This window comes from Kiloniellales bacterium (genome assembly GCA_030066685.1).
Taxonomy (GTDB): domain Bacteria; phylum Pseudomonadota; class Alphaproteobacteria; order Kiloniellales; family JAKSBE01; genus JAKSBE01.
This window is the reverse complement of sequence record JASJBF010000010.1, coordinates 1-26,407: the sequence shown is the minus strand read 5'-3', so window position 1 is coordinate 26,407 and position 26,407 is coordinate 1. Positions and strand designations below refer to the sequence as shown.

Here is a 26,407-nt window from a genome sequence, read left to right as displayed (position 1 = left end):
GCTACTGGTTCATCGAGTCGAAGAATTCGCCGTTGTTCTTCGTGCTCTTGAGCTTATCGACCAGGAACTCGATGGAATCGGTGACGCCCATCGGCATCAGGATGCGGCGCAGGACCCACATCTTCGACAGCGTGCCGCGGTCGACCAGCAGCTCCTCCTTGCGGGTGCCGGACTTGCCGATGTCGATGGCCGGGAAGGTGCGCTTATCGGCCAGCTTCCGGTCGAGCACGATCTCCGAGTTGCCGGTGCCCTTGAACTCCTCGAAGATGACCTCGTCCATACGGCTGCCGGTGTCGATCAGCGCGGTGGCGATGATGGTCAGAGATCCGCCTTCTTCGATGTTGCGGGCCGCGCCGAAAAAGCGCTTCGGCCGCTGCAGGGCGTTGGCGTCCACGCCGCCGGTCAGGACCTTGCCCGAGCTCGGGACAACGGTGTTGTAGGCCCGCGCCAGGCGGGTGATGGAGTCCAGCAGGATCACCACGTCGCGCTTGTGCTCGACCAGGCGCTTGGCCTTCTCGATCACCATCTCGGCCACCGCGACGTGGCGCGATGCCGGCTCGTCGAAGGTCGAGCTGACGACCTCGCCCTTGACCGAGCGGGCCATGTCGGTCACTTCCTCCGGCCGCTCGTCGATCAGCAGGACCAGCAGGTAGACCTCCGGATGGTTGGCGGCGATGGAATGGGCGATGTTCTGCAGGATCATCGTCTTGCCGGTGCGCGGCGGGGCTACGATCAGGGCGCGCTGCCCCTTGCCCAGGGGCGCCGTCAGATCGATGACCCGCGAGGTCAGGTCCTTGCTGTCGGTATTCTCGACCTCGAGGCTGAGCTTGTCGTCCGGATAGAGCGGGGTCAGGTTGTCGAAGTTGATCCGGTGGCGCGCCTTTTCGACCGGGTCGAAATTGATCGAGTTGATCTTCAGCAGAGCGAAATAGCGCTCGCCGTCCTTGGGCGAGCGGATCTGTCCCTCGACGGTGTCGCCGGTGCGCAGGCCGAAGCGCCGGACCTGGCTGGGGCTGACGTAGATGTCGTCCGGCCCGGGCAGGTAGTTGGCCTCCGGCGAACGCAGGAATCCGAAGCCGTCCTGCAAGACCTCCAGCACCCCGGATCCGTAGATCGCGACCTCGTTCTCGGCCAGCTGCTTGAGGATCGCGAACATCATGTCCTGCTTGCGCAGGTTGCTCGCGTTCTCGATGTTGAGCTCCTCGGCGTAGTCCAGGAGGTCGGCGGGGCTCTTCGATTTCAGCTCTTGCAGGTTCATAATGATGACCGCTGTCGCAAGGGGGCGCCTGATAGTCCGTCACCCGTCACGGCAAGATCCGCTTCGGGGCCGATCCGCCATTCCGGGACGGGAACCCACAGCCGTGGCAGCCGAACAGGAAACGCGGAGCTTTGTCTCTGGGATTGGCCGTTTTTTCGGCCAGATGGACCGTTATGTCTTTCAGATAACGATGGGTCCCTCGGAAGTCAAGTGACCATAGCGTGATCCGTCAGAACGGCTGAACAATGACGAGAATAACGATAACGACCAGAAGAACAGTCGGTATTTCGTTCATCATTCGATAGAATTTGTCCGAATGACGGTTGTCGTCCGTCTCGAACTGCCGGCGCCAGCGGGCGTAGCCCGCATGGACCACCTGCATGGCGAACAGGCAGGCGAACTTGGCGAGCATCCAGCCCTGGTCCCAGGCCCCGAGGTGCGCCACCAGCATCAGTCCGAAGAGCCAGGACGCGACCATGGCCGGGTTTAGGATCGCGCGCAGCAGGCGGCGCTCCATCACCTTGAAGGTCTCCGACTGGACCGAGCCCGGCTCGGCCGCGCAATGATAGACGTAGAGCCGCGGCAGGTAGAGCATGCCCGCCATCCAGGCGATCACGCTGATGACGTGCAGCGCCTTGACCCAGGAATAGGCCCCGCCGAGAAATCCTTCCATCCCTGCCTCGCTCCTCGCCCCTCACCAGAAGCATCCCGGATCAAGCCTCCGCCGCCTCGCGGCAGGCGCAGCGCCCGAACTCGGCCGGGCAGAGCGGCCGCCCCTCGGCCGGCGCCGTGGCCCCATCCTTGCCGTCCAGCGACCGCCGGACAAGGCCGGCCAGACCGGCAACGAAGGGCGCGCCGGCGCCGACCGTGGGGACCCTGAGATAAAGCGGCACCGCCGCCTCCTCGGCCAGTTCCCGGTACTCGATATCGAGCTCGACCAGGGTCTCGGAATGCTCCGAGACGAAGGCAATCGGCACCAGGACAACGCCGAGGCCCTCGGCACCGGCACGGCGGATCTCGTCCTCGGTCGCCGGCCCGATCCACTCCAGCGGACCGACCCGGCTCTGATAGCAGACCAGCCAGTCCATGCCCTGGGCGCGCGCGCCGAGCGCTGCCACCACAGCGGCGCTCGACTGTTCGACCTGCCATTGGTAGGGATCGCCCCCGGCGACGATCTTCTTCGGCAGGCCATGGGCCGAGAACAGGACCCGGAAACGGCCGCCCGATTCGGCAGCCTGATCCAGCGCCTTGGTCAAAAGCGCTGCCGCCTCGGCGACGAAGCCGGGATCCTGCGGATAGCAGCAGAGGACGCGGGTCGGCGCCCGCAACCCGGCGGCACGGGCAGCGCGAAACCAGTCCTTGGTCGAGGATCCGGTCGTGGTGGTCGAGAACTGCGGATAAAGCGGCAGCAGGACGATCCGATCCGGGCCGAAGTCGCGCACCGCCTGTGCCGTCGCATCGCTCATCGGATGCCAGTAACGCATCGCGATGAAGACCTTCGCCTCGTCTCCGCCGGCGTCCGCGCCAAGCGCCTCTTCGAGAGCGGTCGCCTGGGCCTCGGTGTTCGGCAGCAGCGGCGAGCCGCCGCCGAGATGCTGGTAGATCTCCCGGGCGATCGGTGCCCGGCGGCGCGAGATCAGCTGCGCCAGCAGCCAACGCAGGGGCTGGGGCAGGCCGATGATCGCCGGATCGTTGAAGAGGTTGAACAGAAAGGGTCGAACCGCCTCGGGCCCATCGGGTCCGCCCAGGTTGAACAGCACCACCGCGGTCTTGGCCATCTTCCGATCTCTCCGAAGGCGCGCGCCGCGGCCTCAGGCTGGCCCGCCGCGAACCCGGGCGACCAGCTCCGCAACGTGCTCGGGCGGCGTCTCCGGAAGCACACCGTGCCCCAGATTGAAGACCAGCCGCTGCGGCCCCAGGGTCTCCAGGACCGAATCGACTCCCCGGGCCAGCGCGCCCCCGCCAACCAAGAGCTTTACGGGATCCAGGTTGCCCTGGACCACGGCCTTGGGTTGCAGCCGCTCCGCCGCCCAGCCCAGCGGCACGGTTGTGTCCAGGCCGAGCGCATCGAAGCCGCCGCTCTCGGCGAAGGCGGCATAGGAGAGACCGGCGCCGCGGGGAAAGGCGATGACCGGCACGTCAGGGCAGTCCGCCCTGAACCGGCGGGCTATTTCAGCCATGGGCGCCAGGCTCCAGGCCTTGAGCTCCGGCTCCGGCAGCACGCCGGCCCAGGAATCGAAGATCTGCACCACCTCCGCCCCGGCACGGACCTGAGCGACAAGATGCCGCGCGACCGCCTCGACCAGCAGGTCCAGCAGATGCCCGAAGGCCTCCGGCCGGCCGTAGGCGAAGCGCTTCAGTTGGGCGAAATCGCGGCTGGTCTGGCCCTCGATCATGTAGCTGGCGAGAGTCCAGGGCGCGCCGGCGAAGCCGATCAGCGCCCTGCCGGCTGGCAGCTCGGCCGCGACGACCTCAAGGGTCTCGTAGACGGCGGCAAGCCGGGCTTCGAGATCGTCCGCAGAGAGCACCGAGAGGTCCACCGGCTCCCGGATCGCCTCGAGGCGCGGACCCTTTCCCTCTTCGAACCAGACCTTCTGTCCCAGCGCCAAAGGCACGACCAGGATGTCGGAGAACACGATGGCCGCGTCCAGGTCGAAGCGCCGCAGGGGTTGCAGGGTGGCCTCCGCCGCCAGGTCGGGGCGGAAGCAGAAGTCGATGAAGTTCTTGGCCTTGGCCCGCACTTCCCGATACTCCGGCAGGTAGCGCCCGGCCTGGCGCATCAGCCAGATCGGCAGGCGCTCCGAGGTCCGGCCCGCAAGGGTTTCGAGCAAAGGCTTGTCGTCGGCTCGGGCAGGGACTTCGTCCACGGTTCGCGCTCTCCGGCTGGTGGTTACACTTCAAAATAAGAATCTTAAGGAATCAGGGAAGTGGTTGTTGGGTCTGTGGACAGCGGGGATTGTGTGTTATCCACGCAGGTACCCCAAGCCAGCCGCCGGGTCACGCTTCTTCGCGTTGGCATATCGGATCAGCTTGTGGAAAACAGCCTCTCCTTGCCCGGAGTCCCATAGGTTCCGGCCCAGGGGAATTGCGGGGAACTTCGGGACGGCCGTGTCGGCATGCCTTACCCAATCTGCGGTTTTCCCCAAGGCAGGACGGATTGGTGGGTCGAGACGCAGGCGCTGGACGAAAGGTCGGCGAGCCTGCATGGAATCGAGTGGCCACCCCGGGATGGCGCTGATATCCCCACCTTTGATCCTTCGAGATGAATAACCGAGGCAGAGGGATGACCACCCATCACCTTCATCTGGTCTCAGATGCGACCGGCGAGACCATCCATTCCGTCGCCCGGGCCTGCCTGGTGCAGTTCGAGGGCGTAGAGCCGCTGGAGCACGTCTGGAGCCTGATCCGCACACCGGGCCAGATGCAGAAGGTCGCGGCTGCGATCGAGGCCAATCCCGGCCCGGTCCTCTTCACGCTGGTCAACGACACGCTGCGCTCCAGCCTGCTCGAGGCCTGTCGGCGGATCGGCGTGCCCTGCATTCCGGTGCTCGATCCGGTGATCCATGTCCTGGCTGCGACTTTCGGGGTCGAGATGACGGGCCGTCCCGGCCTGCAGCACATGCTCGACGCAGAGTACTTCAGCCGCATCGACGCCATGAACTTCGCCCTCAGCCATGATGACGGCCAAGGGGTCATGGGGCTCAACGAGGCCGACGTGGTTCTGGTCGGCGTCTCGCGGACCTCGAAGACCCCGACCTGTCTCTATCTCGCCAATCGGGGAATCAAGGCGGCCAACATTCCCGTGGTCCCGAACTGCCCCATGCCCGAGGAGCTCCTGGCCGCGGAGCAGCCGCTGATCATCGGCCTGACCAAGGACCCGGCGCGGTTGGTCCAGGTCCGCCGCAACCGCCTGCGGCTCATCTCGGGTCATGGGCACCAGGCCACCGACTACGTCGACCCGGATATCGTGCGCGCGGAGGTCGCCTTCGCCCGGCGACTCTGCGCCAAGCACGGCTGGCCGGTGATCGACGTCACCAAGCGCTCGATCGAGGAGACCGCCGCCTCGATTCTGACCCACCTCGGCGAACATCAGGAGCAGACATGAATACCGCTCGGAAGCCCTGGCGATGACGTCGACCAAGCTGGTCCTGGCCTCGGGCAGCGCTTCGCGCCAGCGCCTGCTGGAGGCGGCGGGCGTGCCCTTCGAGGCGGCGCCGGCGGCGGTCGACGAGGACGAGGTCAAGCTGGCGATGAAGGCCGAGGGCGCCGATGCCTTCGAGGTCGCCGAGGCCCTCGCGGCGCTCAAGGCGCAGCGGGTCGCACCCCGCTTTCCGGGCGCGCTGGTGCTCGGCGCCGATCAGATGCTGGTCTGCGACGGCGCCTGGTTCGACAAGCCTGCCGACCTGGCGGGTGCGGCCGAGCACCTGCGCCGCCTGTCCGGCCGGACGCACCATCTGCTGACCGTGCTCTGCCTGCTGCGCGACGGTGCCCGGATCTGGCACCACCGGGACCGCGCTGAGCTGACCATGCGGCCGCTCGGTGAGGCGGCGATCCAAGGCTACCTTTCCGAAGTCGGCGAAGCGGCCCTGCGCTCGGTCGGCGCCTACCAGCTCGAAGGCCGGGGCATCCAGCTCTTTCAGTCCATCTCCGGCGACTTCTTCGGCATCCTCGGCCTGCCGCTGCTGCCATTGCTCGACATGCTGCGCAACCACGGGGTGATCCCGGAATGATCCTCAGCGGCAAGGCGCGTCTTGCCGGCGTGCTCGGCTGGCCGGTCAGCCATTCCCTTTCACCGAGGCTCCACGGCTACTGGCTGCAGCACCACGGCATCGACGGCGCCTACCTGCCCTTGGGCGCGCCGCCGGCGGCCCTGGAGCGGGTGGTGCGGGCCCTAGCCGATCTCGGCTTCCGGGGCTTCAACGCGACCTTGCCGCACAAGGAGTCCCTGCTTGCGCTCTGCGAGGAGGTGACGCCGCAGGCGCGGCGGATCGGCGCGGTCAACACGGTGCTGATCGACGCCGGCCGCCTGCGGGGCGACAACAGCGATGCCTTCGGTTTCGCCGAGAACCTGCGCGAGACGGCGCCGCAGTGGCGGCCCGGGGCGGGCCCGGCGGTGGTCCTCGGCGCCGGCGGCGCGGCGCGCGCTGTGATCGCCGCCCTGCAGGACCTCGGGGTGCCCGAAATTCGGCTTGGCAACCGGACCGAAGCCCGCGCCGACGAGCTCGCCGAAGCGCTCGCGGCGCCGGGCCTGGCGCCGGTCAGGGTCTGGCCCTGGGCCGAGCGGAAGAAGGCCCTGGAAGGAGCGGGCCTGCTGGTCAACACCACGGCGCTCGGCATGGCAGGGCAGCCGCCCCTGGACCTGGCGCTGGAGTCGCTGCCCGGAGCGTCCCTGGTCACCGACATCGTCTACACGCCGCTGGAGACTCCGTTGCTGGCGGCCGCTCGGGCCCGCGGTAACCCGGTGGCCGACGGCCTCGGCATGTTGCTGCATCAGGCCCGGCCCGGCTTCGAGGCCTGGTTCGGCCGGGCGCCGAAGGTTACCGCGGAGTTGCGCGCCTTCCTGCTCGGAGCCTGAGGACCGTGGTGATCCTGGGCCTGACCGGATCGATCGCCATGGGCAAGTCGACCGCGGCCAAGGCGCTGCGCCGCCTTGGCTTGCCGGTCCACGATGCCGACGCCGAAGTGCACCGCCTGCTCTCCAAGGATCCCGAGACCATCAAAGCGGTGCGCCGAGCCTTTCCCAAGACGGTCACCGCGGGCCGGGTCGACCGCAAGGCCCTGGGTGCGCGGGTCTTCGGCGATCCGTCGGCGCTGCGCCGCCTGGAGGCGATCCTGCACCCCAAGGTCCGGCAGGCGGAGGCGGCCTTCCTGCGCCGCCAGGCGCGCCGCCGCGCAACCATAGTGGTGCTGGACATCCCGCTGCTCTTCGAGACCGGCGCAGAAGCCCGCTGCGATGCGGTCCTGGTGGTCTCGGCGCCGGCTTTCATCCAGGCCCAAAGGGTCCTGCGCCGTCCCGGCATGTCCCGGCAGCGCCTGGACGAGATCCGGGCGCGGCAGCTGCCGGACGCCGAGAAGCGCCGCCGCGCCGACTTCGTGATCCCGACCGGGCTGGGCAAGGGCCTGTCCTTGCGCGCCCTGCGCCGGGCGGTTAGGAAGATGGCGGGGCGCAGGGGCCGCTGCTGGCCGCCGATACGCCATCCAAACCGGAGGCCGGGGCATGCGTGAGATCGTTTTGGATACCGAGACCACGGGCCTGGACCCTGGCGCCGGGCATCGCATCGTTGAGATCGCCTGCCTGGAGCTGGTCAACCACGTCGAGACCGGCGCGCAGTTCCAGCGCTACATCGACCCGCAGCGCGACATGCCGGAGGAGGCCTTCCAAATCCACGGCCTCAGCCGCGATTTTCTCTCCGGGTTTCCACCTTTCGCCGAGATGGCGGACGAGTTCCTGGCCTTCATCGGTGACGCAACGCTGGTGATCCACAACGCCGAGTTCGACATGAAGTTCCTGAACGCGGAGCTGGCGCTGCTCGGCCGCCCGGCCATCGAGCGCAGCCGGACCGTCGATACGGTGTCGATCGCCCGGCGCAAGTTCCCCGGGAGCCAGGTCAGCCTGGATGCGCTCTGCCGGCGCTTCGAGATCGACAACTCGCAGCGCACCCTGCATGGCGCCCTCTTGGACACACAGTTGCTGGCCGAGGTCTATCTCGAGCTGATCGGTGGCCGGCAGCCGGGTCTGGAGCTCAACGAGCGCCGCGGCGGGCAGAGCGGGAGTCCGGCGCCCGCGGCCGATATCGTCCGCCCGCCGCGGCCCCATGCGCCGAGCGAAGACGAGCTGCGCGCCCACAAAGCCATGCTGGCGCGACTGAAGGATCCGGTCTGGCTGGGCTGAGGCGCCGGCCTCTCACTCGGCGGTCTGGGCTTGCGGCTGCTGACCTTCCGATTGCTGGCTTTCCGGCTGCGGGCCTTCCGGCTGGGCGGCCGCCTGGCCTTGCTGGGCCTTGTGGCGCAGATAGAGCTTGCTGAAATCGATCGGCGCGACCAGCAGGGGCGGAAAGCCGCCGTCCCGGGTCGCCGAAGAGATCAGGTTCCGGGCGAAGGGGAAGAGGAATCGCGGCACCTCGACCAGAAGCAAAGGCTCCAGATGTTCGGGGCCGACCTGATCCGAGACCTGAACCAGGGCGCAGTACTGCAGTTCGATCAGGAATCCCTGCGTGTCGTCAAACTTCGCGTCCACGTTGGCCGAGAGCACGGTCTCGTAGATGCGGCCTTCGAGAGGCCGCGCATTGACGTCCACGCTGACCGAAATGTCGGGCTGATGGCTCAGTTTGGCGTAGATCGCCGGCGCGCTGGGATTCTCGAAGGAAAAGTCCTTCAGGTACTGAACCCGGATGCTGAAGCTGGCCTCTTCGATGCTGTCGCCAGGTTGCGTGGCGGTCTGGGCGTCTGGCGCCGCTCCGCCCTGATCGTCCCCGGTCATGTAACTCTCCAGATTGAAAGGCCCGGACCTTGAGGGCCGGTCTGGCTAACATGGATGCCCGGGCGAAACAACCGGGCCGGCGGGCCCTTAGGCCGGAGGATTTGAAGCTGAAGCGGCTTCAAATCCGAATACCGCTTTCATCTAGAGCTTTCCGCCGCGGCCCGGCAGGGGATCGTGATCGTCGGGGACCTCGCGGAATTCGCCCTCGATGATGGTGGTGGATCCCCGCTCGTCCTGCCGACGCATCCGCACTTCGGTCCGTAGCCTGATCCGTTCGGCGATGACCCGGCGCAGCAGCCGGCGGAAGGCCGGGACGAAGAGCGCGAAGCCGACGGCGTCGGTCACGAAGCCGGGCGTCAGCAGGAGCGCGCCGGCGATGATCAGGCAGAAGCCGTCGTAGAGCTCCTGGGCCGGCAGCTGGCCCTGCTCCATCTGCTGCCGGGCCCGGGCCAGGGTGGACAGGCCCTGCGCCCGGAGCTGCCAGGTCCCCAGGACGGCGGTTAGCAGGATCAGGCCGAGCGTCGGCAATAGCCCGATCAGGCCGCCGACCTCGATAAAGACACCGATTTCGATCAGCGGGACCAGAAGAAACAAAAGAAAGAGGATCAGACCCATCCTTGCCCTTTCACCGGCAACGGCTTATTTACCTTCTCGATGGTGTAGTGGAAGCACCACTCGCCATGAGGATCAGCCCGGATACGGGCCGGATCGAGTCGCTTTTTACGGCGACGGTATTATATGTATGTGGAGATCCCCGCAGATGCCACTATCGGAGGGACCCCTGTCCCGAGACTAGGGGCGCTGTTTCGGCCCGGCCCGAAACTCATACTTGATGGATAACGATTTGCAGTTTTTCGAAATCATCCTGTTTGCCGCCTTGGCAGCCTTCCTGGTCCTCCAGCTGCGACGAGTCCTCGGGCGCCGGACCGGGCATGAGCAGCCGCGGGATTTCGATCCGTTCCAGCAGCGCTCGCCCGAGGATTCGGGGAACGACAAGGTCGTCAACCTGCCGGACCGCCGAAGCGGCAGGCGCGAAGGCGAGGCGCCGGCGGCCGCGAATGGCGCCGCCGAGGATCCCCTGGCGGGCGGCTTGACGCAAATCAAGCTGGCCGATCATGGCTTCGACGAGTCGAGCTTCGTGGAAGGTGCCCGGGCGGCCTTCGAGATGATCGTTGCCGCCTTCGCCGATGGCGACAGCAAGACTCTGCGACCGCTGCTGTCCAACAGCGTCTTCGACGACTTCACCGGGGCGATCCGCGAGCGCGAGTCCGCTCAACAGACGCTGGAGACGACCCTGGTCGGCATCAAGGAGGCCAAGATCGAGGATGCGGAGCTGCAGGACCGGACGGCGTTCGTCACCCTGCGCTTCGTCTCAGAGCAGATCAACGTCGTGAAGGACTCCGAGGGCCGCATCGTCGAGGGTGATCCCAGCGACGTCACCCAGATCACCGACCTCTGGACTTTCGCGCGCAACACCCGCAGCCGCGACCCCAATTGGACCCTGGTCGCGACGCGCAGTCCGGACTGATCGACCCCGGCGCGGGAGCAGAGCTCTTGGCCAGACGGCAACGGCCGCAGCGGCTTTCCCCTTCGAGACACCTCATCCTGGCCGGCGCGCTGCCTCTGCTTCTGATCGCCGCTTGCGAAAAGGCGCCCCCGCCCGAGGCCCCCGCGCCTTCGGAGCCGTCGAAGCCCGCGGCCCTTCTGGAGCCGGTCGGCTTCGAGGCGCTGCCCGGTTGGGAGGTGGACGCCGTCGCCGAGGCCCTGCCGGCGCTGCGCCGCTCCTGCCGGCGGGTGCTTTCCAGCCCCGACGAAAAGGCCATCGGCCCCGCGGCCCTGGGCGGCCGGGTCGCCGACTGGCGGCCGATCTGCGAGGACCTGGAACGCCTGGCGGTGACCGACGACATCTCGGCACGGCTCTTCTTCGAATCCTGGTTCACACCCTTCCTGGTCAGCGACCAGGGCGAGACCGAGGGGCTCTTCACCGGCTACTACGAAGCCGAGCTCCGCGGCGACACCAGGCCGAACGGCCGCTACCGCTTCCCTGTCTACACCCGGCCCGCCGACCTGATCTCGGTGAACCTGGGGGATTTCCGCGCGGACCTGGAGGGCGAACGCATCGTCGGACGCGTCGACAAGAGCCGTCTGGTTCCCTACTTCAGCCGCGCCGAGATCGAGAACGGCGCACTCTCCGGGCAGAAGCTGGAGCTGCTCTGGGCCGACGACCTGGTCGACGTCTTCTTCCTCCACGTGCAGGGCTCCGGCCGCGTCCGGCTGCCCGACGGCCGGGTCAAGCGGGTCGGCTTCGCGGCTTCCAACGGCCTGCCTTTCTATGCCATCGGGCGCGCCATGATCCGGGAGAAGCTGCTCGACGGCGACGTCTCGATGCAGTCGATCCGCACCTGGCTGCGCGACAACCCGGATAAGGCCGAGACGCTGATGCACCGCAACGGGCGCTTCATCTTCTTCCGCGAGATCGAAGGCGAGGGGCCGATCGGGGCCCAGGGCGTTCCCCTGACAGCCGGCCGCAGCCTGGCGGTCGACCCTTCACACCTGCCCCTCGGCGCGCCGGTCTTTCTCGACACCACCTGGCCGGCCAGCGACCGGCCCCTGCAGCGCCTCTTGGTGGCCCAGGACACCGGCAGCGCGATCAAAGGCGTCGTGCGCGGCGACTTCTTCTGGGGCTCGGGCGAGCCGGCCCTGGCCGAGGCCGGCCGCATGAAGCAGAAGGGCCGCTACTTCCTCCTCCTGCCGAAGTCGGTGGCCGACCGCCGCGCTGCGGCCAGCTGAATCGCGCCGCGATCTGTTGTAGGCTGAGTCGTCGAGGCAGCAGCGGGAGGCGCCGATGACCGATCTCCAGCCCGCATCGCGCGGAGACCGCCCGGCGAAGCAGCAAGCCTCCGCGCCGGAGATCGCCGGGCTTCGGCAGCGGCTCGAGGCGCGCTATGCCGAGACCGTCCGGGAGATCCGCAGCTATCCGGCGCCGATCCCGGCCTGCGATCAGCATTACAACCACTTGCTCGAAACGCGCCATGGCTGCGCGCAGGCATTGCGCGCCCTCGACCAGCCGGGCGCGGCAGAGGCCGATGCCCTCGACGGGCTGATCTCTTTTCTGCGCGACGCCGTATCGCTTTCCGACCGCGAGGCGCGGGCGCTCGCCGATCACGTGATGCGCAGATGACGTCGCAACAGCGGCCGTTGGCCGCTGAAATCCCTGCGGTTCCGCGGCCCTCGCTTGCTTTTGCGGCCGTCGCCGCGCATCCTTGCGGCGGCCTCATGAGGCCCGACGACAAGAAGAAGGCGGGGAGAGATGAGCCAGGACAGCACCGCGCGCGGGCCCAGGGTCGGTCTCTTCGTGACTTGCCTGGTCGATCTCTTCCGGCCCTCGGTCGGCTTCGCGGCGGTCAAGCTCCTTGAGGACGCCGGCTGCCGGGTCGAGGTGCCGCGGGCCCAGACCTGCTGCGGCCAGCCGGCCTACAACTCCGGAGACCGCCGCGACGCCGCCTCGATCGCCCGCCAGACCATTGGCTCGTTCGAGGGCTTCGATCATGTGGTCGCGCCCTCAGGCTCCTGCGCAGCCATGATCAAGGAACACTACCCGGCTTTGCTCCAGGACGACCCGACGTGGCGCGGGCGCGCGGAGGCGTTGTCGGCGCGAACCCACGAGCTCGTGTCCTTTCTGACCGACGTCCTGAAGGTCGACGCGGTCGCCGCCAGCTACCCGGCACGGGCGACCTATCACGATTCCTGCTCTGGCCTGCGCGAGCTCAAGATCCGGGCGCAGCCACGGCGTCTGCTCGCCTCGGTCGAGGGGCTGGAGCTGGCCGAGCTCCCGGAGCCGGAGGCCTGCTGCGGCTTCGGCGGCACCTTCTGCGTCAAGTATCCCGAGATCTCCAACGAGATGGTCAGCGCGAAGGCGGACCGCATCGAGAGCACCGGGGCCGAGCTGCTGCTGGCCGGTGATCTGGGCTGCCTGATGAACATGGCCGGCAAGCTGAAGCGGCGCGGCAGCAGGGTGCAGGCGCGCCACGTCGCCGAGGTCCTGGCCGGCGACACCGGAACGCCGGCGATCGGCGAAGGACAGGAGGGCTAGAGCCGAATGCAATCGACGTCGCACGCCTTTCCCGAGAACGCCCGCACCGCGGTCCAGAACGTCCAGCTCAAGAAGGCGCTGGGCCACATCAAGGCCGGCTTCATCGAAAAGCGCGCCAAGGCGGCGGCCAAGTTGCCGGAGTTCGAAGAACTGCGGGACGCGGCGCGCGACATCAAGAACCACACCCTTGAGCACCTGGACCTTTACCTGGAAGCCTACGAGGCGCGGGTGACCGAGCAGGGCGGCCAGGTGCACTGGTGCGGCACCGCGGCCGAGGCCCGAGACAAGATCCTGGAGATCTGCCGCAAGGTCGACGCCAAGACGGTGACCAAGGGCAAGTCGATGATCGCCGAGGAGATTGCCCTCAACGATCACCTCGAGAAGAACGGCATCGAGCCGATCGAGACCGACCTCGGCGAATACATCATCCAGCTGCGCCGAGAGCCTCCCAGCCACATCATCGCGCCGGCGGTGCACCTGACCAAGGACCAGATCGAGGCCGACTTCCGCGATCACCACGACCACCTGCCGGCGGAGCGCAACCTCGAGGAACCGGCCGCCCTGGTTGCCGAGGCGCGCGGCATCCTGCGCGAGCGCTATGTCCAGGCCGACGCCGGCATCACCGGCGCCAATTTCCTGATCGCCGAGAACGGCGCCTCCGTCATCGTGACCAACGAGGGCAACGGCGATCTGACCCAGATCCTGCCCAAGGTACACATCGTCATCGCCAGCCTTGAAAAGGTCGTGCCGACCCTGGAGGACGTCTCGGTCATCCTGCGGGTCCTGGCGCGCTCGGCGACCGGGCAGGAGTTCTCCTCCTACACCACCTTCTCGACCGGGCCGCGCCGGGCCGACGACCTCGACGGTCCTGAGGAATACCACGTCGTCCTGCTGGACAACGGCCGCTCGGCCATGCTCGGGACCGAGTACCAGGACGCTCTGCGCTGCATCCGCTGCGGCGCCTGCATGAATCACTGCCCGGTCTATCACGCGATCGGCGGCCACGCCTACGGCTGGGTCTATCCCGGGCCGATCGGCGCGGTTCTGACCCCCAGCCTGATCGGGGTCGAGGAGGCCGGGCACCTGCCCAACGCCTCCTCCTTCTGCGGCCGCTGCGAGCAGGTCTGCCCGATGCGGATCCCGCTGCCGAAGATGATGCGCCACTGGCGCGAGCGGGAGTTCGAGCGGCACCTCTCGCCGCTGCCGGTCCGCGCCGGCCTCGGCGTCTGGGCCTTCTTCGCCCGGCGGCCGGGGCTCTATCACTTCTTCGCCGGGCTCAAGACGCGGGCGCTGGGCGCGCTGGGCCGGCGCCGCGGCCGCTTCCGGTCGCTGCCCCTGGCCGGCGGCTGGACCGCGCACCGAGATCTGCCGGCGCCTCAGGGTCCCACCTTCCAGCAGCTCTGGGCCCAGAGGCAGAGGGACGGGCAGGGCGGCCCGGCCGGGACCGCGTGACCGATACCCGGGCCGAGATCCTCGGGCGGCTGCGCCGCTCCCTCAAGGCCGCCGCCGAGAACGCCGGCCGACGGGAGGCGGTGAGCGCCCGCATCGACGCCAAGGCCCGCGGCCCGGTGCCGGCGCGCAGCGACCTGCCGCGCCGGGAAGTCGTCGCGCTCTTCGTCGAGCAGGCAGAGGTGGTGGCGACCAGCGTCGCGCGGGTCGCCGGCGAGGGCGAGGTGCCCAGGGCCGTGGCCGACTACCTGAAGGGCCAGAACCTGCCGTCCGAGGTCCGGATCTCGCCGGACCCGGCGCTGGAAGGGCTGGCCTGGAGCGAGCAGCCCCTGCTGAAGGTCGAGAGCGGCCGGGCGCGGCTCGAGGATGCGACCTCCGTGACCGCGGCCCTGGCCGGCGTGGCCGAAACCGGGACCCTCATGCTCGCCTCCGGCCCGACCGCGCCGACCACCCTCAACTTCCTGCCCGAGAACCACATCGTGGTGCTCAAGGCCTCGCAGGTGGTCGGGCCCTACGAGGACGCCTGGGACCGCCTGCGTGCGGCCAACGGCGAGGGCCGGCTGCCGCGTACGGTCAACTTCATCACCGGGCCGTCGCGCACCGGCGACATCGAGCAGACCATCCAGATGGGCGCCCACGGCCCGCGGCGCCTGCACGTGATCCTGGTCGAGGACGAGGCCCAAACCTAGATTCCTTCCATGGCTGGCAAGAAGAACGGCGCCCGCGGCCCGGGTCGCGGAGACGGATCGGAGATCTCGGAGGCCGATCGTGCGCTCTGGCGCAAGGTCACCGAGGACGCCAAGCCCCTGGAGAAGCGGGCCGGGCGGGGTGCGGCGCGGTCCGAGCCACCATCCCCGGAGCCCCGGGCCTCCGAGGCGCCGGCGCCGCGGAAGGCTGCCGCGCCGACCCGGCCGGCGTCCGTCGGGGCCGAGCGCAGGTCGGCGGCGCCCGACCTTGAAGCCGGCCGGGCCTCCGGCCTCGACCGGCGCAACCTGGAGCGGCTGCGCCGCGGCAAGCTGCCCATCGAGGCGACCATCGACCTCCACGGCGACACCCAGGCCGCCGCCCATCGCCGGCTGGGCGCCTTCCTGAGCCGGTCCCAGGCCGCCGGCCGGCGCTGCATCCTGGTGATCACCGGCAAGGGCCGCCTGGGGCGCGGTCCGGACGGTGCGGAACCCGGCGTGATCCGCGCCAACCTGCCGCGCTGGCTCAACGAGGCGCCGAACCGCGCGCGGGTCCTCGCCTTCGCCCAGGCCCAGCCGGCTCACGGTGGTGCCGGAGCCTTCTACGTTCTGCTGAAGCGGCGGCGGGAGCGCTGAGCGCAATCTCGGGCGCGACAGCGGGCCCCGCAGCTGCTAAACTCGAATCAAGTTAAACACTTCGCAGGAGGACGAACCATGCGCCTGGAAGGCTCCTGTCACTGCGGTGCCGTGCGCTTCGCGCTGAACGCCGGCTCGCCGATCCCCTACTTGCGCTGCTACTGCTCGATTTGCCGCAAGACCGCGGGCGGCGGCGGCTATGCCATCAACCTGGGCGGCGATGCGGCGAGTCTGGAGGTCACGGGCGAAGAGGACCTCGGCGTCTACCGAGCCAGGACCCAGTCCCACAGCGAGCCAAGCCAGGCGCGGCGGCATTTCTGCACGCGCTGCGGTTCGGCGCTCTGGGTCTTCGATCCGCGCTGGCCGGACCTGGTGCATCCCTTCGCCTCGGCCATCGACACGCCCCTGCCGTCACCGCCCGAGCGGGTGCACATCATGCTGGCCTCCAAGCCGGCCTGGGTTCATCTGCCGCAGAAGGAGGAGGACTGCTACTTCGCGGAGTATCCAAACGAATCCCTGGCCGACTGGCATCGGCGCCACGGCCTTGGCGGCCGCTGAGGCCGGTTCCGTGACTCCCTTCGGGGAAAGGATCAGGGCCCTGCGGGCCGAACGCGGCATCAGCCTCCAGGACATGGCGGCCGGCCTCGGCGTCTCCTCGGCCTACCTCTCGGCCCTTGAGCACGGCCACCGGGGCAAGCCGAACCGCCGCTTCGTGCACCAGGTCTGCCAGTTCCTCGGGATCATCTGGGACGACGCGGAAGCGCTGCAGCGGCTGGCCGATCTCTCGCATCCCCGCGCCGTGGTCGACACCGCCGGCCTCAGCCCGCAGAAAACCGAGTTCGCCAATCGCCTGGCGGCGGAGATCGCGACTCTGCCCGAGGACTGGGTGGCGGCCTGGCTGGCCCAGTTGAACCGGAACGACCGAGCGCCGTGATGTCCCTGCATTCCGGCGCGGGATGATTTGAAGTCGATTGGACCTCAAATCGTCACGCCCTCTTTCGCCGGTTCACGGCACGCTTCAGACAAGAGGTCCAATCGACCTCATGTCATCGTGCTCTAAAGGATGAACTTGGAGAGGTCGGCGTCCTTGGCGAGCTCGGCGACCCGCTCCTGAACCATCTTGGCGTCGATGACGATGGTTTCGCCGCCGCGGTCGGTGGCGGTGAAGGAGATCTCCTCCAGCAGCTTCTCCATCACCGTCTGCAGACGCCGGGCGCCGATGTTCTCGACCGTGGCGTTGATCTCGGCGGCCAGGTCGGCGAGGGCGTCGATCGCCTCTTCGGTGAAGTCGAGGGTCACCTCCTCGGTCTCCATCAGGGCTCGGTACTGCTTGATCAGGCTGGCTTCCGGCTCGGTCAGGATGCGCTTGAAGTCGTCGCGGGTCAGAGCGTTGAGCTCGACCCGGATCGGCAGGCGGCCCTGCAACTCGGGCAGCAGGTCCGAGGGCTTGGCCAGGTGGAAGGCGCCCGAGGCGATGAAGAGCACGTGGTCGGTCTTCACCGTGCCGTGCTTGGTCGCGACGATGGTGCCCTCGATCAGCGGCAGCAGGTCGCGCTGCACGCCCTCGCGGCTGACGTCGGCGCCCACGCGGTCCGAGCGGGCGGTGATCTTGTCGACCTCGTCGAGGAAGACGATGCCGTTCTGCTCGACTGCGGCGATGGCCTCGGCGACCACGGCCTCCTGGTCCAACAGCTTGTCGCTCTCCTCCTCGATCACGACCTGCATGGCCTGCTCGACGGTCAGGCGCCGGGGCTTGGTGCGGCCGCCGAAGGCCTTCCCGAAGATCTCGTTGAGGTTGATCATGCCCATCTGGGCGCCCGGCATGCCGGGGATGTCCATGGTCGGCAGCTGCATGCCACCGCTGTCGTTGACCTGGATCTCGATCTCGCGCTCGTCCAGCTCGCCGCCGCGCAGCATCTGGCGGAACTTGGTTCGGGTCTCGGGCGCGGCGTTCTCGCCGACCAGGGTGTCCAGCAGGCGCTCCTCGGCGGCCAGTTCGGCCTTGGCCAGGACCTCTTTGCGCAGGCGCTCGCGGGTCATGGTGATGGCGATCTCGACCAGATCGCGGATGATCTGCTCGACGTCCCGTCCGACGTAGCCGACCTCGGTGAACTTGGTCGCCTCGACCTTGAGGAAGGGCGCCTGGGCCAGGCGCGCCAGGCGGCGGGCGATCTCGGTCTTGCCGACGCCGGTCGGCCCGATCATCAGGATGTTCTTGGGCAGGACCTCCTCGCGCAGGCCCTCGGGCAGCTGCTGGCGCCGCCAGCGGTTGCGCAGGGCGATGGCGACCGCACGTTTGGCGGCGTCCTGGCCGACGATGAAGCGGTCCAGTTCCGAGACGATCTCGCGCGGCGAGAAGGCGCCGGCCTCGGGCTGCTCGCGGCGCCCGCCGGCGTCACGAGGCAGATAGGCTTTCGAGGATGACGTTGTCATTGGTGTACACGCAGATCCCAGCAGCGATGTCCATGGCCTTGCGCGCGATGGCCTCGGCGTCGAGGTCGTCGCGGTCGATCAGGGCGCGCGCTGCCGCCAGCGCGTAGTTACCGCCCGAGCCGATGCCGATCAGGTTGTCGTCGGGCTCCAGCACGTCGCCGGTGCCGGTCAGGACCAGCGAGGCCTTGGCGTCGACCACCGCCATCATGGCCTCCAGCCGGCGCAGGTAGCGGTCCATCCGCCAGTCCTTGGCCAGCTCGACGCAGGCCCGGGTCAGCTGGCCCGGATGCTGTTCCAGCTTGGCCTCCAGGCGCTCGAAGAGGGTCAGCGCGTCGGCCGTGGCCCCGGCGAAGCCGGCGATGACCTCGCCCTTGCCCAGGCGCCGCACCTTGCGCGCCGAGCCCTTGATTACGGTCTGCCCCAGCGAGACCTGGCCGTCGCCGGCGATGACTACACGGTCGCCCTTGCGCACCGAGAGGATGGTGGTCCCGTGCCACTGCTGTGCGTCCTTCGACATGGACTGTCACATGGGCGAAGACGCCCGCCGGGTCAAGCTTTGGGGCCAGGGTAAACCCCGATGTACGCCGCAAGGCTGGCCCCGGAGGGCCGATGCTGCTACAAGGGCGCCGTTCTTTCCCGATCTCCGGAGGCAAGGGCCCATGCGCAAGGCGAGCGTCGAGCGCAAGACCAAAGAGACTCGGATCGCCGCCAGCCTGAACCTCGACGGCAGCGGCCGCTACGACGTGGCGACCGGGATCGGCTTCCTGGACCACATGCTGGAGCAGCTCTCGCGGCACAGCCTAATCGACATCGAGCTCAAGGCCGAGGGCGACCTGCACATCGACTATCACCACACCACCGAGGACAGCGGCATCGTGCTCGGCCAGGCGCTGTCCCGGGCCCTGGGCGAGCGCAAGGGCATCCGGCGCTACGGCGAGGCCCTGATCCCCATGGACGAGACCCTGACCCGGGTCGCGCTGGACGCCTCGAACCGGCCCTATCTGATCTGGAAGGTGGCGATCCCGAGGGACAAGCTGGGGACCATGGACACCGAGCTCTTCAAGGAGTGGTTCCAGGCCTTCGCCCAGCACGGCGGCCTGACCCTCCACGTCGAGAACCTCTACGGCGAGAACAGCCACCACATCGTCGAGTCCTGCTTCAAGGGCCTGGCCCGGGCCCTGCGCCAGGCGATCGAGAGCGATCCGCGGCAGGCCGAGGCCGTGCCCTCGACCAAGGGCTCCCTCTGAGGATCTCACCCGGGAACGCGCGGCGGCGATACGACCTTGAAGCAGCTGACGATCATCGACTACGGCTCCGGAAACCTGCGCTCGGCGGCCAAGGCCCTGGAGCGCGCGGCCCGGGAGAGCGGGGCGGCCCACGAGGTCGCCGTGACCGCCGATCCGGCGCGGGTCCGCGATGCCGACCGGGTCGTCCTGCCCGGGGTCGGCGCCTTCGGCGACTGCCGCCGCGGCCTCTACGCCCTGCCGGGCATGGTCGAGGCGCTGGAATGGGCGGTGCGCGAGCGGGGCCGGCCCTTCCTGGGCATCTGCGTCGGCATGCAGCTGCTCGCCACCCGCGGGCTGGAGCACGGCACGCACCCCGGCCTGGGCTGGATCCCGGGCGAGGTGACCGCCATCGCGCCCGACGACTCGGCGCTCAAGATCCCGCACATGGGCTGGAACGAGCTCCAAGCGGAGGACCCGGCGCATCCGGTGCTTGACGGCTTCGGGCCGGCGCCGCACGTCTACTTCGTGCACAGCTACGCCTTCCACGGCGCCGACCCGGCCTGCGAGGTGGCGTCGGTCGATTACGGCGGCCCCATTGTCGCCGCCGTGGCGCGGGACAACATGATCGGTACCCAGTTTCATCCCGAGAAGAGCCAGGCCGTGGGCCTGCGCCTCCTCGCCAACTTCCTGAGGTGGTCTCCATGACTGAAGTCGGTAGCCGGCACGAGCCGACCACCGCGGTCGAGCGGCTCGAATCCCTGGCCGGCCCGGACCTGCACGATCTCTGCGACGCGGCCGACGCCGCCATCGTCGACGGCGGCGGCTTCGGCTGGCTCAAGCCGCCGCCGCGCGAGATCATGGAGACCTACTGGAGGGGCGTCCTGCTGATCCCCGAGCGCGAGCTCTTCGTGGCCCGGCTCGACGGCGTCATCGCTGGCTCGAGCCAGCTCCTGCGCCCCGGCCGCAACAACGAGGCGGGCGCCCACATGGGCAGCCTGACCACCTTCTTCCTGGCGCCCTGGGCGCGTGGATACGGGCTGGCCCGGCGCCTGGTCGAGGCGGTCGAGGACCGGGCCCGCGAGCTCGGCTTCGAGATCATGAACCTCGACGTGCGCGAGACCCAGACCCGGGCGATCCAGGTCTACGAGCAGCTCGGCTACCAGCGCTGGGGCAGCCACCCCTACTACGCCAAGGTCGAGGGCCGCTGGGTGACCGGCCACTACTTCCACAAGAACCTGCTCGAGGAGCGATGATCCTCTTCCCGGCCATCGACCTGAAGCAAGGCCAGGCGGTGCGCCTGCGCCGCGGCGATATGGCGAGCGCCACGGTCTTCAACGAGGATCCGGTGGCCCAGGCCGAGGCCTTCGTCGTCGCCGGCTTCTCCTGGCTGCACGTGGTCGACCTGGACGGCGCCTTCGCCGGCCGCGCGGAGAACCGGGCCGTGGTCGAAGCGATCCTGGCCGCGGTCGAGGTGCCGGTGCAGCTCGGCGGCGGCATCCGCGACCTCGCGGCCATCGAGGGCTGGCTGGCCGCCGGCCTCCGGCGGGTGATCCTGGGCACCGCGGCGGTCAAGGATCCCGACCTGGTGCGGCAGGCCTGCAGGGCCTTCTCAGGGCAGGTCGCGGTCGGCCTGGACGCCCGGGCCGGCAAGGTCGCCGTCGAGGGCTGGGCCCAGGCCAGTGAGCTCGAAGCCCTTGACCTGGCGAAGAAGTTCGAGGACGCGGGCGTGTCCGCGATTGTTTACACCGACATCGACCGCGACGGCATGCTGGCCGGCCTCAACGTCGAGGCGACGGTCGCCCTGGCCCGGGCGGTCTCGATCCCGGTGATCGCCTCGGGCGGCCTGGCCGGGATCGAGGACCTGCGCCGGCTCCTGGCCGCGGGCGAGCCCGGCATCGAGGGCGCGGTCTGCGGGCGCGCGCTCTACGACGGTCGGCTCGACGCCGCCGAGGCCCTGGCCCTGGTCGGGGAGGCGGTCGCAGCATGCTGAAGGCCCGGATCATCCCCTGCCTGGACGTCAAGGACGGCCGCGTGGTCAAGGGCGTCAACTTCGTCGACCTGCGCGACGCCGGCGACCCGGTCGAGCAGGCCCGGGTCTACGACGCCGCCGGCGCCGACGAGCTCTGCTTCCTCGACATCACCGCCAGCCACGAGAAGCGCGACATCATCCTCGACGTGGTCCGCCACACCGCCGAGGTCTGCTTCATGCCGCTGACCGTCGGCGGCGGGGTGCGCACGCTGGAGGACATCCGCGCGCTGCTCCTGGCCGGCGCCGACAAGGTCTCGATCAACACCGCCGCGGTCGCCGACCCGGACTTCGTCGCGGCCGCGGCCCGCAAGTTCGGCAATCAGTGCATCGTCGTCGCCATCGATGCCAAGCGGGTCGACACCCCCGCCATCGCGTCCGGCTTCGAGGTCTTCACCCACGGCGGGCGCAATGAGACCGGACTCGACGCCGTGGCCTGGGCCAGGCGCATGGTCGCGGCCGGCGCCGGCGAGATCCTGCTGACCTCGATGGACCGGGACGGCACCAAGGCCGGCTACGACATCGAGCTGACCCGGGCCGTCGCCGACGCGGTGCCGGTGCCGGTCATCGCCTCGGGCGGGGTCGGCACACTCGACCACCTGGTCGAGGGGGTGCGCGACGGCCACGCGACCGCGGTCCTGGCCGCCTCGATCTTCCACTTCGGCAGCCATTCCATCGCCGAGGCCAAGGCGCATCTCGCCGCCGCCGGCGTCGCCGTGCGGCCGGTCGAGCCCGACGCCTAGGGCCCCAGACAGCAGAAGAAGGATCAGACCATGGGCAACAACAACAAGAAGGACGCGCCCGAGCTGGACGGACGGATCCTCGACCGGCTCTTCGCCGTGGTCGAAAGCCGCAAGAACGCCGATCCAAAAAGCTCCTACACCGCTAAGCTGATGCAGCGTGGCCTGCCGAAGGTGGCCCAGAAGGTCGGCGAGGAGGCGGTCGAGGCGCTGATTGAGGCGGTTCTCGGCCGCAATGGCAAGCTTGCGCAGGAAAGCGCCGATCTGCTTTATCACCTGACCGTGCTCTGGGCCCTGGCCGGCGTGACGCCGGACGAGGTCTGGGATGCCTTGGCCGACCGGGAAGGCAAGTCCGGGCTGGAGCTCAAGGCGGCCAAGGCCCGGGCCCGGGCCGAGGCCCGGGGCTGAGCCGCGCCGTTGGACAGGAGGGGGCAGCGATGAGCTACGACGAGAGCAACATCTTCGCCAAGATCATCCGAGGCGAGATCCCCTGCGACAAGGTCTACGAGGACGACCACGTCCTGGCCTTCCGCGACATCAACCCGCAGACACCGACCCATATCCTGGTCGTGCCCAAGGGCGCCTACGTCTCCTTCGCGGACTTCTCGCAAAACGCCGGTCCCGAAGAGATCGCCGCCTTCGTGCGCGCGACCGGGAAGATCGCTGGCGAGGCCGGCCTCGACGGGCCCGGCTACCGGATCCTGGCCAACCACGGGGCCGACGCTCACCAGGAGGTGCCGCACTTCCACCTGCACCTCTTCGGCGGCAAGGACCTCGGCCGCATGATCAAGCCGGTCGACAAGTAGGGCGGGGCCGATCCGGCCCGGTCGGCCGAGCGCTCCGCGCCGCTCGCGGCGCAGTCGGAAAGGAAAGGGATCGCCATGGAGTTCATGACGTCTTCCGGCGAGCCTTCGGGCCTTGAGATGGCGCTGATCTGGGGCCTCTCTATCCTGACCGCGATCCCGATGGCGCGGATCTTCCACCGCGCCGGCTTCTCCTGGGCCTGGGGCCTGCTCTGCCTGCTGCCCTGGCTCGGCTTCTTCCTGGCCTGGGTCATCCTGCTGGCGCGCCGCTGGACCTGGCGGGAGGCTCGGCCGTGAGCGGCGACGCCGCCTTCGCATTCGGCGCCTTTGTCTTCCTGGCGCTGTCCTATGTCTTGGCCGCCGTGCTGTTTTCCGTCCCGGCCTACTGGAGCTTCAGGCGCGCCGGCTGGAGCGGCTGGTGGTTCCTCACCCTGCCGGTCCCCCTGGTCGGGCTGCTGGTGCTCTGGTGGTTCGCCTTCGGCCACTGGCCGAACGAGCACGGCGAGGCCCGGGGCTGAGCGGCGGCGGGAGACTCATGGAGCTGACTTTCCGCGAGGCGCGCGAAGCCGATCTGCCGGCGGTCGTGGCGCTCCTCGCCGACGACGTGCTCGGCCGCGAACGGGAGAGCGCCGCGCTGCCCCTTGACCCGGCCTACCTCGCGGCCTTTCGCGAGATGCAGGCGCAGGTCGGCAACCGCCTGATCGTCGCCGAGGCTGAGGGACGCATCGTTGGCTGCCTGCAATTCGTCGTGCTGCCGGGGATCTCGCTCAAGGGCACCCGCCGAGCCCAGGTCGAGGGCGTGCGGGTCGCCGGCGATCTGCGCGGTGGCGGCCTCGGCCGGCGACTTCTGGAACACGCCGTCGCCCTCGCCCGCGCCGAGGGTTGCGGCCTGCTCCAGCTGACCGCCGACGCCACCCGCGCCGACACCCACCGCTTCTACGAATCCCTCGGCTTCACCGCCAGCCACCGCGGCTTCAAGCTGAAGCTGCCGGGCTCTTAAGCCGCCGCGCCGCTCTCGAAGGAGAAGACCTGGATCAGGCGGCCGGTCTCGTCGCTGTCGCCGAAGCCGGGGGCGGCGCTGTGCCACATCCAGGGCCGGTAGAGGATCAGACGGTTGAAGCGCATGGGCAGCGTCATCAGGTGCTCCCACTTCTCCGGGTCCGGGCCGTCCTGTTTCAGCAGGGTGGCGAGGTCGGGATAGCCGCGGGCCTCGAGCTCCTCCTGCGGAGGGGTCCGGTCCAGCCCGAGCGCCTTGTGGCGGTAGAAGGCGGTGCCGCCACGGCACTGCTCGGGCGGGTTCAAGTAGAGGACCCCGACCCAACAGAGGTAGGAGGGGTCGACGTGGACGTGGTAGCGGCTCTCCTCGCCGGCCAGCGTGATGCGGAAGCTGCCGTGGAAGGAGCGCGGCCGCGCGCAGCTCACCACCTGCTCTCCGAGCAGGATCGAGATCATGCGGTCCAGGTCCGGCGGCAGGAAGGGCTCGGATCCGTTGCGCCCGGGGAAGGTGCGCGGGCCCGTCACCTCCGGGTAGTCGCAGGCCAGGGCCCGGCGCCGCACCGCCTGCGGGTCCACGTAGAAGTCGTCGACGACGATCAACGATTTATGCATGGCTCGTCCGGCTCGCTCCCGCGCCGGCCTGCCGCGGCCGGATCCGGGACTCTCGTTGCGTTCGGCGCGGACCATAGCGCCTCCGTCCCGCCCGCGCGAGACCTCCGCGGGCAAAATTCCGGCGAAGGGTTTGCCGCTTTCCCGTGTGGAAGGGTGAGGCGGCACGACCCTCACGACCGGGAGACGATCTCATGAAACGTCCAGACAGGATGCTGCGCGCCCTCGAGGAGAAGCAGACCTGCGACTGCGTCCTCGCCATCCTGCCCCTGGCCGCGCTGCTGTTGCTGCTCGGCGGCGCCGGCCTCGCCTTCGGCTACGCCGAGGATTCCAGCGAGGGCGCGGCCTCGCACAGCACCGTCCACTACGAGCTGACCCGGACCCTGGCCCGGGGCGCCGGCTTCTCGGCCGGCGAGGCCGAGCTGATCGCGGTCTTCGACCAGGCCGTGGACAGCGGGGCCTACCAGGGCGACAGCGCCGACAGCCCCTTCGTCGAGCTGACCGGCACCGCGCGCCGCGACGACGTGGAGGTGGGCTTCTTCCACTATCCCCGGCGCGGCCCGGCCGACGGCGCCGGCGAGGAGCATCCCGGCGGCCGCGACACCTGCAGCTTCTTCGGGGCCGGCGACGACCCCTGCGGCAACTTCCCCGAGGTCCAGGCCTTGGAGCGCTGGGCCGTCGACGGCGGCCGCCTGCGCGCCCGGGGCCTCGCGCCCCCGACCGCGGCGGTCGACGACGCCCCGGCGGAGACCGTCGCGGCCGGCAACCTCGAGGCGCTGGGCATCTACCTGCACGCCCTCGCGGACTCCTACTCTCACGAGGCCTGCATGTCGCAGGGCATTCGCACCCACCGCCGCGAGCCAGAGGTCTGCGGCTTCGTCTGGCATCAGGACGAGGAGTTCGGTCCCGAAGGCGAGGCCGAGGGCGTCGGCTTCACCCGCGAGTCCGGCCGCGCGGTCTGGCAGGCCCTGCAGCGCTACCACGCCGTCGACGGCGGTGGGCCGGCGCCCTGGGGCGACGCCGAGGCCTTGGCCTTCATCGACGACTTCGCCGCCCTGTCCGACTCAAGCGCCCGGCGGACCCTGGCGCTGGAGGCCCTGGCCGGGCTCGAGTGACCGGCGGCCGTCGCCGCGGCCTTTCGAAGAACTCTCGGACGACAGGGTCCATCGCGGCTATGCGATGGACCCTGGTTCGGCGTGGCGGATCGCTTGTCTGTGGCGGGGCAGCGGGTGGCGTGCCCGGCGTCGTCTACCTGTCGCCGCCGCGGCGCCCGAAGCCCATCTGCCGGTTTCGCCGGATCCGGGAGACCGGCTTCTCGGCAGACTGCCGGACGGCTGCGGACTGGCCCTCGGTGGCGGCAGGGCTCGAGGCCTGGGTCTCCGTGCCGGCGCCGGCGATGCCGGCCGAAGCGAAGAGCCCGAGGGCCAGGGCGGCGCCGCTCAAGACGGCGGTGCGGGCGGTGCGATGGCGAGGCGTGGTCATGGTCCGTCCTTTCTGTCGCATGCCGCGCGTCCGGCGCGGCGGGCTTTCCCTCTGCGGTGAAGCGGAGATGGGTGCCGCCGCGGCGATCCAATGTGACCGCCGTCACGCCTGACGCCTTCGTGACCAAGGCGTGAAGGGTGCCGGCCTTCGCGCCCCGCTCCGGGGACCGGCACCTCGCCGGCGTGGGATCACCCTTGCGCCCACACATGACAAGAAGCCCGGCGAAACGCCGGGCTCCTGGCCTTGGAATGCAGAAAGGTCGGGAGCCTAGAGCTCCATCACGAGCCCGACGACGGCAACCAAGAGATTGATGGTTGCGCCGACCAGGCAGATGTCCAGTCCGACCTCCGCAAGGTCGAAGAGATCCGTTTGGGTGCTTGCCACCAGCGCCTCCTGTAGGGCCGAGGAATTGATCCCGTGGTCACACCCTGAATGCCGCCCACCCAGATATTGGGCGTCTTCTCGCGGACTCAAGGACGAGTTTCGAGGCCGG

At 69.2% G+C, this 26,407-nt stretch carries 35 protein-coding genes; 25 read left to right on the top strand and 10 right to left on the bottom strand.

What is annotated here, in order from left to right:
- Nucleotide 1: 1 nt before the first annotated feature.
- The 4 genes from rho to hemE all read right to left on the bottom strand — a co-directional run bounded on the left by rho (nt 2) and on the right by hemE (nt 4,125).
- Nucleotides 2-1,258, bottom strand: coding sequence for a transcription termination factor Rho (gene rho, locus QNJ30_07955; GenBank protein MDJ0943383.1), 1,257 nt, complete (start codon nt 1,256-1,258; stop codon nt 2-4).
- A 229-nt stretch (nt 1,259-1,487) separates the two neighbouring features.
- Nucleotides 1,488-1,931: a protoporphyrinogen oxidase HemJ gene (gene hemJ / locus QNJ30_07950; protein MDJ0943382.1), complete on the bottom strand. Its 444-nt coding sequence runs from the start codon at nt 1,929-1,931 to the stop codon at nt 1,488-1,490.
- 40 nt (nt 1,932-1,971) lie between these two features.
- Nucleotides 1,972-3,036 (bottom strand): ferrochelatase, encoded by a 1,065-nt coding sequence (hemH, locus tag QNJ30_07945; GenBank protein ID MDJ0943381.1) that lies wholly within the window; start codon nt 3,034-3,036, stop codon nt 1,972-1,974.
- Between the two features lie 33 nt (nt 3,037-3,069).
- Entirely contained in the window at nt 3,070-4,125 is a 1,056-nt protein-coding gene (hemE, locus tag QNJ30_07940; GenBank protein ID MDJ0943380.1) for a uroporphyrinogen decarboxylase, read from the bottom strand.
- 416 nt (nt 4,126-4,541) lie between these two features.
- Here hemE and QNJ30_07935 point away from each other — a divergent pair, with 416 nt between their 5' ends.
- Genes QNJ30_07935 through dnaQ form a run of 5 tightly spaced genes read left to right on the top strand, consistent with a single transcriptional unit; the run spans nt 4,542 to nt 8,150 of the window.
- A complete protein-coding gene (locus QNJ30_07935; protein MDJ0943379.1) occupies nt 4,542-5,363 on the top strand; it encodes a pyruvate, water dikinase regulatory protein in 822 nt (273 codons plus the stop codon).
- A gap of 22 nt (nt 5,364-5,385) precedes the next feature.
- Nucleotides 5,386-5,988, top strand: coding sequence for a nucleoside triphosphate pyrophosphatase (locus QNJ30_07930; GenBank protein MDJ0943378.1), 603 nt, complete (start codon nt 5,386-5,388; stop codon nt 5,986-5,988).
- Nucleotides 5,988-6,833 (top strand): shikimate dehydrogenase, encoded by an 846-nt coding sequence (locus QNJ30_07925; GenBank protein ID MDJ0943377.1) that lies wholly within the window; start codon nt 5,988-5,990, stop codon nt 6,831-6,833. Before QNJ30_07930 ends, QNJ30_07925 begins: the two co-directional genes overlap by 1 nt.
- A 5-nt stretch (nt 6,834-6,838) precedes the next feature.
- Nucleotides 6,839-7,483: a dephospho-CoA kinase gene (gene coaE, locus QNJ30_07920; protein MDJ0943376.1), complete on the top strand. Its 645-nt coding sequence runs from the start codon at nt 6,839-6,841 to the stop codon at nt 7,481-7,483.
- Nucleotides 7,476-8,150: a DNA polymerase III subunit epsilon gene (gene dnaQ, locus QNJ30_07915; GenBank protein ID MDJ0943375.1), complete on the top strand. Its 675-nt coding sequence runs from the start codon at nt 7,476-7,478 to the stop codon at nt 8,148-8,150. Before coaE ends, dnaQ begins: the two co-directional genes overlap by 8 nt.
- A 12-nt stretch (nt 8,151-8,162) precedes the next feature.
- On the opposite strand, the gene secB is transcribed toward dnaQ, so the two are convergent.
- Nucleotides 8,163-8,738, bottom strand: coding sequence for a protein-export chaperone SecB (secB, locus tag QNJ30_07910; protein ID MDJ0943374.1), 576 nt, complete (start codon nt 8,736-8,738; stop codon nt 8,163-8,165).
- Nucleotides 8,739-8,879: 141 nt separating this feature from the next.
- Complete coding sequence (locus QNJ30_07905; protein ID MDJ0943373.1) at nt 8,880-9,353, bottom strand: FxsA family protein; 474 nt, start codon at nt 9,351-9,353, stop codon at nt 8,880-8,882.
- A gap of 229 nt (nt 9,354-9,582) precedes the next feature.
- On the opposite strand from QNJ30_07905, the gene QNJ30_07900 reads away from it, so the two are divergent.
- The 9 genes from QNJ30_07900 to QNJ30_07860 all read left to right on the top strand — a co-directional run bounded on the left by QNJ30_07900 (nt 9,583) and on the right by QNJ30_07860 (nt 16,533).
- Nucleotides 9,583-10,266: a Tim44/TimA family putative adaptor protein gene (locus QNJ30_07900; GenBank protein ID MDJ0943372.1), complete on the top strand. Its 684-nt coding sequence runs from the start codon at nt 9,583-9,585 to the stop codon at nt 10,264-10,266.
- A gap of 26 nt (nt 10,267-10,292) precedes the next feature.
- A complete protein-coding gene (locus tag QNJ30_07895) occupies nt 10,293-11,528 on the top strand; it encodes an MltA domain-containing protein (GenBank protein MDJ0943371.1) in 1,236 nt (411 codons plus the stop codon).
- Between the two features lie 55 nt (nt 11,529-11,583).
- Complete coding sequence (locus tag QNJ30_07890; GenBank protein MDJ0943370.1) at nt 11,584-11,919, top strand: hypothetical protein; 336 nt, start codon at nt 11,584-11,586, stop codon at nt 11,917-11,919.
- A gap of 129 nt (nt 11,920-12,048) precedes the next feature.
- Nucleotides 12,049-12,831 (top strand): (Fe-S)-binding protein, encoded by a 783-nt coding sequence (locus QNJ30_07885; GenBank protein MDJ0943369.1) that lies wholly within the window; start codon nt 12,049-12,051, stop codon nt 12,829-12,831.
- A 6-nt stretch (nt 12,832-12,837) separates the two neighbouring features.
- The gene (locus tag QNJ30_07880; GenBank protein ID MDJ0943368.1) at nt 12,838-14,283 is read left to right on the top strand and encodes a LutB/LldF family L-lactate oxidation iron-sulfur protein; all 1,446 of its coding nucleotides are present in this window, start codon (nt 12,838-12,840) and stop codon (nt 14,281-14,283) included.
- Nucleotides 14,280-14,969 carry a lactate utilization protein gene (locus QNJ30_07875; protein ID MDJ0943367.1) on the top strand — a complete coding sequence of 230 codons (690 nt, stop codon included), beginning with the start codon at nt 14,280-14,282 and terminating at the stop codon, nt 14,967-14,969. Before QNJ30_07880 ends, QNJ30_07875 begins: the two co-directional genes overlap by 4 nt.
- Nucleotides 14,970-14,978: 9 nt before the next feature.
- Nucleotides 14,979-15,599 (top strand): Smr/MutS family protein, encoded by a 621-nt coding sequence (locus QNJ30_07870; protein MDJ0943366.1) that lies wholly within the window; start codon nt 14,979-14,981, stop codon nt 15,597-15,599.
- Between the two features lie 78 nt (nt 15,600-15,677).
- Nucleotides 15,678-16,157 (top strand): GFA family protein, encoded by a 480-nt coding sequence (locus QNJ30_07865; GenBank protein ID MDJ0943365.1) that lies wholly within the window; start codon nt 15,678-15,680, stop codon nt 16,155-16,157.
- Nucleotides 16,158-16,167: 10 nt separating this feature from the next.
- Nucleotides 16,168-16,533 (top strand): helix-turn-helix transcriptional regulator, encoded by a 366-nt coding sequence (locus QNJ30_07860; GenBank protein ID MDJ0943364.1) that lies wholly within the window; start codon nt 16,168-16,170, stop codon nt 16,531-16,533.
- A gap of 122 nt (nt 16,534-16,655) precedes the next feature.
- Here the strand turns inward: QNJ30_07860 and hslU are convergent, their stop codons facing one another.
- Complete coding sequence (gene hslU, locus QNJ30_07855) at nt 16,656-18,032, bottom strand: ATP-dependent protease ATPase subunit HslU (protein MDJ0943363.1); 1,377 nt, start codon at nt 18,030-18,032, stop codon at nt 16,656-16,658.
- The gene (gene hslV, locus QNJ30_07850) at nt 17,995-18,549 is read right to left on the bottom strand and encodes an ATP-dependent protease subunit HslV (protein MDJ0943362.1); all 555 of its coding nucleotides are present in this window, start codon (nt 18,547-18,549) and stop codon (nt 17,995-17,997) included. The genes hslU and hslV overlap by 38 nt, the downstream gene beginning before the upstream one ends.
- A gap of 142 nt (nt 18,550-18,691) precedes the next feature.
- On the opposite strand from hslV, the gene hisB reads away from it, so the two are divergent.
- The 10 genes from hisB (at nt 18,692) to QNJ30_07800 (ending at nt 23,827) form a co-directional block, all read left to right on the top strand.
- The gene (hisB, locus tag QNJ30_07845) at nt 18,692-19,279 is read left to right on the top strand and encodes an imidazoleglycerol-phosphate dehydratase HisB (protein ID MDJ0943361.1); all 588 of its coding nucleotides are present in this window, start codon (nt 18,692-18,694) and stop codon (nt 19,277-19,279) included.
- A gap of 36 nt (nt 19,280-19,315) precedes the next feature.
- Complete coding sequence (hisH, locus tag QNJ30_07840) at nt 19,316-19,963, top strand: imidazole glycerol phosphate synthase subunit HisH (protein MDJ0943360.1); 648 nt, start codon at nt 19,316-19,318, stop codon at nt 19,961-19,963.
- Nucleotides 19,960-20,511 carry a GNAT family N-acetyltransferase gene (locus QNJ30_07835; protein ID MDJ0943359.1) on the top strand — a complete coding sequence of 184 codons (552 nt, stop codon included), beginning with the start codon at nt 19,960-19,962 and terminating at the stop codon, nt 20,509-20,511. Before hisH ends, QNJ30_07835 begins: the two co-directional genes overlap by 4 nt.
- Nucleotides 20,508-21,248: a 1-(5-phosphoribosyl)-5-[(5-phosphoribosylamino)methylideneamino]imidazole-4-carboxamide isomerase gene (hisA, locus tag QNJ30_07830; GenBank protein ID MDJ0943358.1), complete on the top strand. Its 741-nt coding sequence runs from the start codon at nt 20,508-20,510 to the stop codon at nt 21,246-21,248. The genes QNJ30_07835 and hisA overlap by 4 nt, the downstream gene beginning before the upstream one ends.
- The gene (gene hisF, locus QNJ30_07825) at nt 21,242-22,027 is read left to right on the top strand and encodes an imidazole glycerol phosphate synthase subunit HisF (protein ID MDJ0943357.1); all 786 of its coding nucleotides are present in this window, start codon (nt 21,242-21,244) and stop codon (nt 22,025-22,027) included. The genes hisA and hisF overlap by 7 nt, the downstream gene beginning before the upstream one ends.
- A gap of 30 nt (nt 22,028-22,057) precedes the next feature.
- On the top strand, nt 22,058-22,432 hold the full coding sequence (locus tag QNJ30_07820; protein MDJ0943356.1) for a phosphoribosyl-ATP diphosphatase: 375 nt from the start codon (nt 22,058-22,060) through the stop codon (nt 22,430-22,432).
- Between the two features lie 29 nt (nt 22,433-22,461).
- A complete protein-coding gene (locus tag QNJ30_07815) occupies nt 22,462-22,830 on the top strand; it encodes a histidine triad nucleotide-binding protein (GenBank protein MDJ0943355.1) in 369 nt (122 codons plus the stop codon).
- Between the two features lie 75 nt (nt 22,831-22,905).
- Nucleotides 22,906-23,124 carry a hypothetical protein gene (locus QNJ30_07810; GenBank protein ID MDJ0943354.1) on the top strand — a complete coding sequence of 73 codons (219 nt, stop codon included), beginning with the start codon at nt 22,906-22,908 and terminating at the stop codon, nt 23,122-23,124.
- Complete coding sequence (locus QNJ30_07805; GenBank protein ID MDJ0943353.1) at nt 23,121-23,345, top strand: hypothetical protein; 225 nt, start codon at nt 23,121-23,123, stop codon at nt 23,343-23,345. The genes QNJ30_07810 and QNJ30_07805 overlap by 4 nt, the downstream gene beginning before the upstream one ends.
- 17 nt (nt 23,346-23,362) lie before the next feature.
- Complete coding sequence (locus QNJ30_07800) at nt 23,363-23,827, top strand: GNAT family N-acetyltransferase (GenBank protein ID MDJ0943352.1); 465 nt, start codon at nt 23,363-23,365, stop codon at nt 23,825-23,827.
- Here QNJ30_07800 and QNJ30_07795 read toward each other — a convergent pair.
- Complete coding sequence (locus QNJ30_07795; GenBank protein ID MDJ0943351.1) at nt 23,824-24,435, bottom strand: DUF6445 family protein; 612 nt, start codon at nt 24,433-24,435, stop codon at nt 23,824-23,826. The two genes, QNJ30_07800 and QNJ30_07795, sit on opposite strands and share 4 nt — an antisense overlap.
- A 191-nt stretch (nt 24,436-24,626) precedes the next feature.
- On the opposite strand from QNJ30_07795, the gene QNJ30_07790 reads away from it, so the two are divergent.
- Nucleotides 24,627-25,547 (top strand): hypothetical protein, encoded by a 921-nt coding sequence (locus QNJ30_07790; protein ID MDJ0943350.1) that lies wholly within the window; start codon nt 24,627-24,629, stop codon nt 25,545-25,547.
- A gap of 133 nt (nt 25,548-25,680) precedes the next feature.
- Here the strand turns inward: QNJ30_07790 and QNJ30_07785 are convergent, their stop codons facing one another.
- A complete protein-coding gene (locus tag QNJ30_07785; GenBank protein ID MDJ0943349.1) occupies nt 25,681-25,914 on the bottom strand; it encodes a hypothetical protein in 234 nt (77 codons plus the stop codon).
- Between the last annotated feature and the right edge of the window lie 493 nt (nt 25,915-26,407).